This is a genomic window from Streptomyces sp. SID486, from assembly GCF_009865385.1.
Taxonomy (GTDB): Bacteria; Actinomycetota; Actinomycetes; order Streptomycetales; family Streptomycetaceae; genus Streptomyces.
Genome location: NZ_WWJT01000458.1, coordinates 1 through 11,313, shown reverse-complemented (window position 1 = coordinate 11,313; position 11,313 = coordinate 1). Strand labels below are relative to the sequence as shown.

Below are 11,313 nucleotides of genomic sequence, written 5' to 3'. Positions count from 1 at the left end.
TCGCGGATGAACGTGCCGGCGGCGACCGCCCACGAGTGACCGTGGGCATCGCGGATGAACGTGCCGGCGGCGACCGCCCACGAGTGACCGTGGGCTCCGCGGATGAACGTGCCGGCGGCGACCGCCCGCGAGTGACCGTCCGTGGGCGGCTCCGCGGCCGGGCCGCGTCCGCAGGACGGAGTTCCCGGCGCCGCCCGACCCGCCCGTGAGCGCGACGGCCGGATGACCGAACTGTGTGCACGCGCCGCATTCTTTGCTCATCCTTTACTCTGTAGGGAGCACTCGGCCCTCTGTGAAAGGTTGTGAGCGTCCGCCCATGGGCGAGCCTCCTGGTCCGCGACACCGCGCGTTCTCCCCTGCCCTGCCCGACCATGGGACGGGGGTGACCCGATGACCGAAGTGCTCCTCCTCCTGGTGGCGATCCTGCTGTCACTGGCCTGCGGCGCCTTCGTGGCGGCGGAGTTCTCGCTGACCACGGTGGAACGCGGCGAGCTGGAACGGGCCGTCGAGCGCGGTGAGCGCGGCGCCGCCGGCGCCCTGAAGGCCGTACGGAACCTGACCTTCCAGCTCTCCGGTGCCCAGCTGGGCATCACCGTCACCAACCTGGTGGTCGGCATGCTCGCCGAGCCGTCGATCGCCAGGCTGCTCACCGGCCCGTTCCAGGCGGTGGGCCTGTCCCGGACCACCGCGGGTTCGGTCGCCCTGGTGCTGGGCACGGCCCTGTCGACGGTGTTCCTGATGGTGGTCGGCGAGCTGGTGCCGAAGAACTGGGCGATCTCCTCGCCGCTGGCCGTGGCCAGGCGGGTGGGCAGCGCGCAGCGCTGGTTCAGCGCGGCCTTCCGGCCCTTCATCACGCACCTGAACAACACGGCCAACCGTTTCGTGCGCCGGCTCGGCGTCGAACCGGCCGAGGAACTGGCCTCCGCGCGCGGGCCCCAGGAGCTGGCCGCCCTCGCCCGGCACTCCGCCAAACAGGGTGCGCTGGAGGCGGACACCGCCGAGCTGTTCGTGCGGACCCTGAACCTGGCGGACCTCACCGCCGAGAACGTGATGACCCCGCGCGTCCAGGTCGTCGCCCTGGACATGCAGGCGACCTGTGAGGACGTCGCCAACGCCACCCGGGCCACCGGCCTGTCCCGGTTCCCGGTCTACCGGGGCAGCCTGGACTCCGTCGTGGGGACCGCCCACATCAAGGACGTCCTGGCCGTCCCCGCCGACCAGCGGCCCCACCGCACGGTGGCCCAGGTGATGCGCGAGCCGTTCCTGGTGCCCGAGTCCCTGACCGTGGACCGGCTCCTGGACCGGCTCTCCGGCAGGCGCACGATGGCCGTCGTCATCGACGAGTACGGCGGTACGGCGGGCGTGGTCACCCTGGAGGACATCGTCGAGGAGGTCGTCGGCGAGGTGCGCGACGAGCACGACCCGCACGAGACGCCCGACCTCGCCCCGGCCGGCGCGGACGAGCGGGGCCGGGCCCTGTACTCGGCGGACGGCGCCGCCCGCACCGACCAGCTCGCCCGCGTGGGCCTGCGGGTACCCGAGGGGCCGTACGAGACGCTGGCCGGCCTGGTAGCCACCGAGCTGGGCCGGATACCGGCGGTCGGGGACAGCGTGGAGGTGGCCGGCTGGCGGCTGGACGTGGTCGACGCCTCGGGCCGGCGGGCCGCCCGCGTACTGCTGCACGCGCCGCTGGACGACGAACGGACCGACGGCGCCGACGGGGCCCGCGGGACGCGGGAGGGGACGCGATGACCGCCGTACAACTGCTGATCGGCCTGTCGACCCTCGTCGTCAACGCCTTCTTCGTGGGCGCGGAGTTCGCCCTCATCTCCGTGCGCCGCTCGCAGATCGAGCCGCTCGCCCAGGAGGGCGACCGCCGCGCGCGCAGTGTGCTGTGGGGTCTGGAGCACGTGTCGGCGCTGCTGGCCGCCGCCCAGCTGGGCATCACGCTGTGCACCCTGGTGCTGGGCGTCGTCGCCGAACCGGCGATCGCGCATCTGCTGGAGCCGGTGTTCCACGCGGTCGGCGTGCCCACGGGCGCGGGTCACGCCGTGTCCTTCGTGATCGCGCTGGCCCTCGCCACGTACCTGCACATGCTGCTCGGCGAGATGGTCCCGAAGAACATCGCGCTCGCCGAACCGGTGCGCAGCGCGCTGCTGCTGGGCCCGCCGCTGGTCGCGCTGTCCCGTGCCCTGCGTCCGGTGATCTTCACGATCAACGCCTTCGCCAACGGTCTGCTGAGACTGCTGCGGGTGGACGCGAAGGACGAGGTCGCCGCCACCTTCACGGACACCGAGCTGGCCGAGATCGTCAAGGACGCCAGCGAGGCCGGACTGATCGACGGCCGCGCGCAGGAACGCCTGCACGACGCCCTCGAGCTGGGCAGCCGGCCGGTGCAGGACGTGGTCGTACCGCTGCAGCGGGTGGTCTACGCGCGCATGGGTGTCACCCCGGAGCAGCTGGAGCGGCTGTCGGCCGAGTCGGGCTTCTCCCGGTTCCCGGTGGTCGACGACGGCCGCCGGATCGCGGGCTACCTGCACGTCAAGGACGCCCTCGACGCCTCGCCGCGGGACATGCCGTTCCGGCTGCGCGACATGCGGCCCATCGCGCGCGTCCGGGAGGGGACCCCGCTCGACGACGTGCTCACCGCGATGCGGGCGAGCCGGACCCACCTCGCCGCCGTGCTCGGCGAGGACGGGCGGCTGGCGGGCCTGGTGACCATGGAGGACGTCCTGCGGCAACTGTTCGGCCAGCCGGCTCCGGGGTGACGGCTGTTCCCCGGGGCGACCGACCGACGGGTATGCCGCCGGGATACCATCTCTGTCGCCATGCAGACGAATCCCACTCCTCCCCCCTACACCAGCCTGGTCGCGGTCGGCGACTCCTTCACCGAGGGCATGTCGGACCTGCTGCCCGACGGCTCCTACCGGGGCTGGGCGGATGTGCTCGCCGCACGGATGGCCGCCCGTACCCCCGGGTTCCGGTACGCCAACCTCGCCGTGCGCGGGAAGCTGATCGGACAGATCGTCGACGAGCAGGTGCCGGTGGCGTCGGCCATGGGGGCCGACGTCATCACCCTGGTCGGCGGCCTCAACGACACCCTGCGCCCCAAGTGCGACATGGGCCGGGTCCGGGGCCTGCTCACCGAGGCCGTGGAGCGCCTGGCGCCCGCGTGCAAGCAGCTGGTGCTGATGCGCAGCCCCGGCCGCCAGGGCCCGGTGCTGGAGCGGTTCCGGCCGCGCATGGAGGAGCTGTTCGCCTGCGTGGACGAGCTGGCGGACCGACACGGAGCCCTGGTCGTCGACCTGTACGGGGCAGCCGCGCTGGCCGACCCGCGGATGTGGGACGTCGACCGGCTGCACCTGACCGCGGACGGGCACCGCCGGGTCGCCGAGGCGGTGTGGCAGACGCTCGGGTACGAGGCGGAGGACGCCGAGTGGCACGTGCCCATGGCGGCCACGCTCCCGCCCGGCTGGATGAGCCGGCGGGTGGCCGACGCGCGGTTCGCCCGGCAGCACCTGCTGCCGTGGATAGGCCGGCGGCTGACCGGCCGCTCCTCGGGCGACGGCCTGCCGCCCAAGCGCCCGGAGCTGCTGCCGTACGAGGGTCGGGCGTAGCCTGCGCGCGGGGCTCCCGCCCAGCCGGCCGGCCCGGACCGGGTGGCGCACGTCTCGTAGCTTCCGCCGAACGGGGGCGTGGCGCCGACCTGCACGAACCGCCAGTAGAATCTGGACACGTGACTTCTGCGCCCGTCAAGCCCCGCATCCCGAACGTCCTCGCCGGACGTTACGCCTCCGCCGAGCTCGCCACGCTCTGGTCCCCCGAGCAGAAGGTGAGGCTGGAGCGCCGGCTCTGGCTCGCCGTGCTGCGGGCCCAGAAGGACCTCGGCATCGAGGTGCCGGACGCGGCGATCGCCGACTACGAGCGTGTGCTCGACACCGTCGACCTGGCCTCGATCGCCGACCGCGAGAAGGTCACCCGGCACGACGTCAAGGCGCGGATCGAGGAGTTCAACGACCTCGCCGGGCACGAGCACGTCCACAAGGGCATGACCTCCCGTGACCTCACGGAGAACGTCGAGCAGCTGCAGATCCGGCTGTCGCTGGAGCTGATGCGCGACCGTGCGGTGGCCGTCCTCGCCCGCCTCGGCAGGCTCGCGGGCGAGCACGCCGAACTGGTCATGGCCGGCCGGTCGCACAACGTGGCCGCGCAGGCCACGACCCTCGGCAAGCGCTTCGCGACGGCCGCCGACGAACTGCTCGTCGCCCACGGCCGCGTCGAGGAGCTGCTGGGGCGCTACCCGCTGCGCGGCATCAAGGGCCCGGTCGGCACCGCGCAGGACATGCTGGACCTGCTGGGCGGCGACGCCTCCAAGCTCGCCGAGCTGGAGAACCGCATCGCCCACCACCTGGGCTTCTCGCAGGCCCTCACCTCGGTGGGCCAGGTCTACCCGCGCTCGCTGGACTACGAGGTCGTCACCGCGCTGGTGCAGCTGGCGGCGGCCCCCTCCTCGCTGGCCAAGACGGTCCGGCTGATGGCCGGGCACGAACTGGTCACGGAGGGCTTCAAGCCGGGCCAGGTCGGCTCCTCGGCCATGCCGCACAAGATGAACACCCGCTCCTGCGAGCGCGTCAACGGCCTGATGGTCATCCTGCGCGGCTACGCCTCGATGACCGGTGAGTTGGCGGGCGACCAGTGGAACGAGGGGGACGTGTCCTGCTCGGTGGTGCGCCGGGTCGCGCTGCCGGACGCGTTCTTCGCGCTCGACGGTCTGCTGGAGACGTTCCTGACCGTCCTCGACGAGTTCGGTGCCTTCCCGGCCGTCGTCGCCCGTGAGCTGGACCGCTACCTGCCGTTCCTGGCCACGACCAAGGTACTCATGGGCGCCGTGCGGGCCGGGGTCGGCCGCGAGGTCGCGCACGAGGCGATCAAGGAGAACGCCGTGGCCACCGCGCTGGCGATGCGCGAGCAGGGTGCCGAGCGCAACGACCTGCTGGACAAGCTCGCCGCCGACGAGCGGCTGCCGCTCGACCGGGAGCAGCTGGCCGCGCTCATGGCCGACAAGCTCTCCTTCACCGGTGCCGCCGCCGACCAGGTCGGCGTCGTCGTCGGCCGGATCGAGGAGATCGCCAAGCAGCACCCGGAGGCCGCCGGCTACACCCCCGGGGCGATCCTCTGACCGGCGCGCCCCGGTCCCCCCGCTTCACCCAGGCGGAACTGGAGGCCGCCCGCGACCGCCTCGTCCCCGACGTGGTCGCGGAGGGCCTCCATGTGCTGTTCAGCGGCATCAACCCCGGCCTGATGACGGCGGCGACCGGCCACCACTTCGCCCGCCCCGGCAACCGGTTCTGGCCGGTGCTGCACCTGTCCGGCTTCACGCCCCGGCTGCTGAGGCCGGCCGAGCAGGAGGAGCTGCTGACGTACGGACTCGGCATCACCAACGTGGTGGCGCGGGCCACCGCGCGGGCGGACGAGCTGACCGCCGAGGAGTACGCCGAGGGCGGCCGGCTGCTGGCCGAGAAGGTGGCGCGGCTGCGGCCGCGGTGGCTGGCGGTGGTCGGCGTGACCGCGTACCGGGCTGCCTTCGGTGACCGCACGGCCCGGGTCGGCCCGCAGGAGCGGACGATCGGGGACACCCGGGTGTGGGTGCTGCCCAATCCCAGCGGCCTGAACGCGCACTGGACGGCGGCCACGATGGCGGCGGAGTACGCGCGGCTGCGGGAGGCGGCCGAGGCCGGCTGATCAGGGCGGGTCGGTCTCGGTCACTATGCCGAGGAGCCGGACCGGAAGCTCCCCGTACCCGAGGGACAGCCCGAGGGCGACCCATCTGTCCGACCCGGGTTCCCGCCACAGGTGGATGTCGGGAACGTGCTCGCTCAGCCCGGCCCACGGGTCCTCGACGGCCTCGCCCTCCATCACCCGGCCGAGGACGCTGCGCAGGCTGAAGCGCTGCGGTGGGCCCCACCGGCCGGTGAGCCGCTCCGTGAGGCCGTCGCGGTCGGCCTCGTACTGGGCCGCCGTCTCCTCCCGGCCGGTGCCGTCGTCCTCCCAGAAGTCACCGCTCGTCCCCAGAACCGCTATGTGGTAGCCGGGCCCGCTCTCGCCGTGTTCCGTCCTGCCGCGCGCCGTCGGGAACTCCCGGGCGCACAGCAGGTCCACGAGGGTCAGGCCGGTCGCGATGTCCATGGGATCCAGTAAAGCGGGCACCACTGACAATTGGCGGTGCGTCAGGCGTCCCTGCGCCGAAGGCTCCACCAGCCGGCCAGCAGGGCGGCCGCCGCCCACAGCGCGGTCACCGCGAGCCCGCCCCACGGTCCGAGGGCGCTGTCCGGGTGGCTGTGCAGGGCCAGTTGGCCGGCCCGGTCGGGGAGGAGGTCGGCGACCCCGCCGGACATGTCGCCGACCACGAACGACACGATCAGCAGGAACGGGATCAGCACGGAGAGGGTCGCGATCCCGCTGCGCAGCACGGTCGCCAGTCCGGCGGCGAACAGGGCCATCAGTGTCAGGTGCAGGCCGCAGCCGACGGCGCCGCGCACGCCCTCGCCCCAGCCGGGCGCGGACGAGCCGAGGACCGCCCGGCCGGCCAGGAGCGTGACGGCACCGGTGAGCAGCCCGACGGCCAGCGCAGGCAGGGCGATCGCCGTCGCCTTCGCGGCGAACCAGCGGCCCCGGCCGGGCACCGCGGACAGGGTCAGCCGCAGCGCGCCGCCGTGGAACTCGGACGAGACGGCCGTCGTACCGAAGGCGATCGCGGCGATCTGCCCGAAGGTGACGCCGAAGAACGCCGAGAACAGCGGGTCGGATCCGTCGGCGTCGGCGGAGGCCGGTACCGAGAACGCGACGGTGGCGAGGAGCATCGCGGCGAGGGCCCCGGGCAGGGAGCGCAGGCTGCGGAACTTGATCCATTCGGAGTGGAGCACGGGCGCGAAGGACATGGTCAGGTCTCCTGGTGCTGTGCGGTGAACTCGGTCTCGGCCGCGGTCAGATCGAGGTACGCCTCCTCCAGTCCGGGCTCCTGGACGGCGAGTTCCAGGACGGGGACGCCCGCCGCGGCCATCATGCGGCCGAGGTCGTCCACGCGCGCGTGCCGCACGGTCCAGGTCCCCTCCTCGTCCCGGGAGGCGTCGTGGCCGTTCCGGGCGAGGAGGTCGCCCAGGGCGGCGGGGTCGGTGGTGCGGACGCGGACCTGGGGCCGCACGCGCGCGTGGATGAACTCCCGCACCGGTGTGTCGGCGAGCAGGCGGCCCCGGCCGAGGATGAGCAGGTGGTCGGCGAAGGCGGCTGTCTCGCCCATGAGATGGCTGGAGACCAGCACCGTACGGCCCTCCGCGGCCAGCCGCCGCAGCAGCGTGCGGATCCAGACGATGCCCTCGGGGTCGAGGCCGTTGGCGGGTTCGTCGAGCAGGACGACCTCGGGGTCACCGAGCAGGGCGGCGGCGATGCCGAGCCGCTGGCGCATACCGAGGGAGTACGTCCGCACCCGGCGGTGCGCCACCGCGGCGAGGCCCGTCTCCTCCAGGACGGCATCCGCCCGGCGGGCCGGGATGCGGTTGCTCGCGGCGAGGGCCAGCAGATGGTCGCGCGCGGTGCGGGAGCCGTGCGCGGCTCGGGCGTCGAGCAGGGCGCCCACCCGGCGCAGGGGTTCGCTCAGCCGCGGGTAGGCCAGGCCGCCGATCGTGGCGGAGCCGGCGGTGGGCCGGTCGAGACCGAGAACGAGACGGAAGGTGGTGGACTTGCCGGCGCCGTTGGGGCCGAGGAACCCGGTGACCCGGCCGGGGCGGACACCGAAGGTGAGGCGGTCCACGGCCCGTCGGCCGCCGTGCTCCTTGGTGAGGTCGCGTACGTCGATGCTGGTCATGGCAACAGCCTGGCCGGGCAGGGCAGTTCGCGTCCTCCCCCGCCCGGGGAGATCGTCTCCCCCGGACGGGGGAGGCCGGTTGTCGGTGCCGCCTGCGACGATGACGTCATGGCCCGCTTTCTGCGCCCGCTGCTGCGGGGGACTACGTACACGCGCCTGCTGCATCTGTGGGTGCCGGTGCTGGTGGTCGGCCTCTGGCTCTTCATCGATCCGTCGACCCCCTGGATGCCGGCGCTGTTCCTCGTCCCGCTCGGTCTCGTGCCCGCCGTGCGGATCGGCGAGGGCGTACAGGCACGGCTGCTGCTCACGCCCGGCGAGGCGGAGCCGGGCATCTCCGAGACGCCGTCGGCGAGCGCGCGGGACCGGCTGCGCACGGTGGTGTGGCTGGAGCTGCGGATGGGGCTGAGCTGGATCACCGTGGGCGCCTCGGTGTGGCTGCCCCTCATCGGTTTCCAGCTGGCGGCCTTCGCCTGGGGGGACGGATCCGGCGGGGTGCCGCTGCTGGACCGGCTGCCGCCGCACCGCGCGTGGGCGCTGCTGGCACCGCTGCCACTGCTCGCGCTGTACGGCGCGGTCGTCGGCCTCGGCGAACTGGTCACCGCCGGTGCGCGCCTGCTTCTGGGCCCGTCCGCGGCCGAGCGGCTGGCCGCGCTGGAGGAGCGCACCGAGCAGTTGCTGGAACGCACCCGGATCGCCCGGGAGTTGCACGACTCGATCGGGCACGCCCTGACGGTCGCGGTGGTGCAGGCGGGGGCGGCGCGGGCGGCGGGCGATCCGGCGTTCACCGACCGGGCGCTGGGCGCCATCGAGGAGACCGGGCGGGCCGCGCTGGCGGATCTGGAGCGGGTGCTGGGCGTCCTGCGGGAGGCGGGGCGGCCGGTGAGCGCGCGGCCCACGCTGGCCGACGCCGGCCGGCTGCTGGAGTCGGCGCGGGCCTCCGGGGCGCGGGTCGACGCCGAGGTGACGGGCCCGGTCGAGGCGGTGCCGGGGCCGGTGTCCCGCGAGGGCTACCGCATCCTGCAGGAGGCGCTGACCAATGCGCTGCGGCACGCGGGGGCCGTGCCCGTGCGGGTGCGGGTCGCGGTCGGCGGCGGCACGCTCGCCCTGGAGGTCCGCAATCCACTGCCGGGACCGGTCACCGAGCCCGGGCGGGGCAGCGGTCTGCTCGGCATACGGGAGCGGGCCGCGTTGCTCGGCGGGACCGCCCGCACCGGCCGGGACGCCGGTGACTGGCAGGTGCGCGCGGAGCTGCCGATCGGTTGATCTAGGCTGGCCGGATGCCGGTCACCGTACTCCTCGTCGACGACGAACCCCTGGTCCGCGCCGGTCTGCGGGCCGTACTGGAGGCGCAGCCCGACATCGAGGTGGTGGGCGAGGCGGCGGACGGCGCGGCGGTCATCCCGCTCGTGCGGCGGCTCCGGCCGGACGTGGTCGCCATGGACGTGCGGATGCCGTTGATGGACGGTATCGAGGCCACCCGCGCGGTACTGCGCACGGTGGCCGGGCCGCCGAAGATCCTCGTGGTGACCACCTTCGAGGACGACGAGTACGTGTACGAGGCGCTGCGCGCGGGCGCCGACGGGTTCCTGCTGAAGCGGGCCCGCCCCGCCGAGATCGTGCACGCGGTGCGGCTGGTCGCGGAGGGCGAGTCGCTGCTGTTCCCGGCGGCCGTACGACGCCTCGCCGCCCGGTACGGCGACGGGGACCGGCCGGCGCGGGCCGCCCTGGAGCGGGCCCGGCTGACGGACCGGGAGGCGGAGGTGCTCCGGCTCATGGCCCGGGGGCTGTCGAACGCGGAGATCGCCGCCGGGCTGGTCGTGGGCGCGGAGACGGTGAAGTCCCATGTGAGTGCCGTGCTGGCCAAGCTCGGGGCGCGCGACCGCACCCAGGCGGTGATCGCGGCCTACGAGTCGGGGTTCGTGGAGCCGGGTTGACCGAGGCCTGCGGCCCGCGCGCGGTGCCCGGCACTCGCCGGGGTGGTCCGGGCCGAGTACGATCCGGCCAACACGCCCGCGAGCTGGGAGGACGGACGGTGGGGCAGCTGACCGGCGGCGATCCCTCGCTGCTGCGAAGGATCAATTCCGCGGTGGTGCTGCATGCGCTGCGCGGCACGGACTGTGCGACGCTCACCGAGATCATGCGGGTCACCGGACTGTCCCGGCCGACGGTCGAGGGCGTCGTGGAGGGGCTCATGGAGGGCGGCCTCGTCGTGGAGGCGGCGGCCGACGAGGGCGGCACCCGCCGGCAGGGGCGGCCCGCCCGGCGGTTCCGGTTCCGGGCCGAGGCGGGCCATCTGCTGGGCCTGGAGATCGGTCCGCACCGGGTCGCCGCGCTCCTGTCCGACCTGGACGGGCGGGTGCTGGGCGCGCAGGCCAAGGACGTCGACGAGACGGCGTCGGCGGACGAGCGGCTGGACCGGCTGCGCGGCGCTGTCGCCGAACTGCTGCGCCGGGCGGGGGTCGCTCGCAGTTCGCTGCGGGCCGTGGGCGTGGGCACGCCGGGCATCGTGGACGCGGACGGCACGGTCCGGCTGAGCACGGCCCTGCCGCAGTGGACGGGGCTGAGGCTCGGCGAGCGGCTGAGCCGTTCCTTCCGGTGTCCGGTGCTGGTGGAGAACGACGCCAACGCGGCGGCGCTGGCCGAGCACTGGAAGGGGGCGGCGACCCAGACGGACGACGTCGTGTTCGTGCTGGCCGGGCTGAGCCCGGGGGCCGGTTCGCTGATCGGCGGACGACTGCACCGGGGGTACGGCGGGGCGGCCGGGGAGATCGGCGCGCTGCATCTGCTGGGCCGGGGGGCGACGCCGGAGGCGCTGCTGTCCACCACCGACGAGCCGCTGCACCCGCTGGACGAGCAGGCGGTGGCCGAGGTGTTCGCGCTGGCGCGGAAGGGTGACCGGCGGGCCTCGGCGGCCGTCGAGCGGTTCATCCAGCGGCTCGTGCACGACGTGGCCGCGCTGGTGCTGGCCCTCGATCCGGAACTGGTCGTGGTCGGGGGCTGGGCGGCCGGCCTGGACGGCGTTCTGGAGCCGCTGCGGCGTGAACTGGCCCGCTACTGCCTGCGGCCGCCCCGGGTGACGCTCTCTGTCCTGGGCGAGGCGGCAGTGGCCACGGGGGCGCTGCGGCTCGCCTTGGACCATGTGGAGGCGCAGTTGTTCGCGGTGGACAACACGGTGGCGCGGCGCTGAGTCCCCCGGGGGGAGCCGGGGGTTTGTGGCTGGGGCCGTCGCGCGTGTGCGGGTGCGTGGTGGCTCGGCGCGCAGTTCCCCGCGCCCCTGGGTCGGCTGCCGCGTCCGGAGTGTCCGGGTGACGGGGCGGCCGGTGTGGTGTGCCCGTGCGGGTGCGTCGTGGCTTGGCGCGCAGTTCCCCGCGCCCCTGGGTGGGTCACCGCGCCCGGGGCTTTCAGGTGACGGGGCGGCCCGTGCGGTGTGCCCGTGCGGGTGCGTCGTGGCT

General features: G+C 74.2%; 11 protein-coding genes. 8 read left to right on the top strand and 3 right to left on the bottom strand.

Translation table 11 applies throughout. The features are described from left to right. Nucleotides 1-390: 390 nt before the first annotated feature. The 5 genes from GT045_RS21765 (at nucleotide 391) to mug (ending at nucleotide 5,742) form a co-directional block, all read left to right on the top strand. A complete protein-coding gene (locus GT045_RS21765; protein ID WP_161287474.1) occupies nucleotides 391-1,752 on the top strand; it encodes a hemolysin family protein in 1,362 nt (453 codons plus the stop codon). After that, entirely contained in the window at nucleotides 1,749-2,768 is a 1,020-nt protein-coding gene (locus tag GT045_RS21760; RefSeq protein ID WP_161335153.1) for a hemolysin family protein, read from the top strand. Before GT045_RS21765 ends, GT045_RS21760 begins: the two co-directional genes overlap by 4 nt. A gap of 60 nt (nucleotides 2,769-2,828) precedes the next feature. Next, nucleotides 2,829-3,617 (top strand): SGNH/GDSL hydrolase family protein, encoded by a 789-nt coding sequence (locus GT045_RS21755; protein WP_161287472.1) that lies wholly within the window; start codon nucleotides 2,829-2,831, stop codon nucleotides 3,615-3,617. 119 nt (nucleotides 3,618-3,736) lie between these two features. Next, complete coding sequence (gene purB, locus GT045_RS21750; protein ID WP_161335152.1) at nucleotides 3,737-5,179, top strand: adenylosuccinate lyase; 1,443 nt, start codon at nucleotides 3,737-3,739, stop codon at nucleotides 5,177-5,179. 71 nt (nucleotides 5,180-5,250) lie between these two features. Continuing rightward, nucleotides 5,251-5,742: a G/U mismatch-specific DNA glycosylase gene (gene mug / locus GT045_RS21745; protein ID WP_345942710.1), complete on the top strand. Its 492-nt coding sequence runs from the start codon at nucleotides 5,251-5,253 to the stop codon at nucleotides 5,740-5,742. Here mug and GT045_RS21740 read toward each other — a convergent pair whose 3' ends face one another. The 3 genes from GT045_RS21740 to GT045_RS21730 are packed head-to-tail and all read right to left on the bottom strand — an operon-like array spanning nucleotide 5,743 to nucleotide 7,861. Next, nucleotides 5,743-6,186: a hypothetical protein gene (locus tag GT045_RS21740; RefSeq protein ID WP_161287470.1), complete on the bottom strand. Its 444-nt coding sequence runs from the start codon at nucleotides 6,184-6,186 to the stop codon at nucleotides 5,743-5,745. It lies immediately after the preceding gene. Between the two features lie 41 nt (nucleotides 6,187-6,227). Further along, the gene (locus GT045_RS21735; protein ID WP_161287469.1) at nucleotides 6,228-6,938 is read right to left on the bottom strand and encodes an ABC transporter permease; all 711 of its coding nucleotides are present in this window, start codon (nucleotides 6,936-6,938) and stop codon (nucleotides 6,228-6,230) included. Between the two features lie 2 nt (nucleotides 6,939-6,940). Continuing rightward, nucleotides 6,941-7,861, bottom strand: a complete 921-nt coding sequence (locus GT045_RS21730; RefSeq protein WP_161335151.1) for an ATP-binding cassette domain-containing protein — start codon at nucleotides 7,859-7,861, stop codon at nucleotides 6,941-6,943. 108 nt (nucleotides 7,862-7,969) lie between these two features. On the opposite strand from GT045_RS21730, the gene GT045_RS21725 reads away from it, so the two are divergent. From GT045_RS21725 to GT045_RS21715, 3 genes are all read left to right on the top strand, one after another. Beyond that, nucleotides 7,970-9,124 (top strand): histidine kinase, encoded by a 1,155-nt coding sequence (locus tag GT045_RS21725; RefSeq protein ID WP_161335150.1) that lies wholly within the window; start codon nucleotides 7,970-7,972, stop codon nucleotides 9,122-9,124. Between the two features lie 14 nt (nucleotides 9,125-9,138). Then, nucleotides 9,139-9,795, top strand: coding sequence for a response regulator transcription factor (locus GT045_RS21720; protein ID WP_161287466.1), 657 nt, complete (start codon nucleotides 9,139-9,141; stop codon nucleotides 9,793-9,795). Between the two features lie 98 nt (nucleotides 9,796-9,893). Beyond that, on the top strand, nucleotides 9,894-11,048 hold the full coding sequence (locus GT045_RS21715; RefSeq protein WP_161335149.1) for an ROK family protein: 1,155 nt from the start codon (nucleotides 9,894-9,896) through the stop codon (nucleotides 11,046-11,048). Nucleotides 11,049-11,313 lie beyond the last annotated feature (265 nt).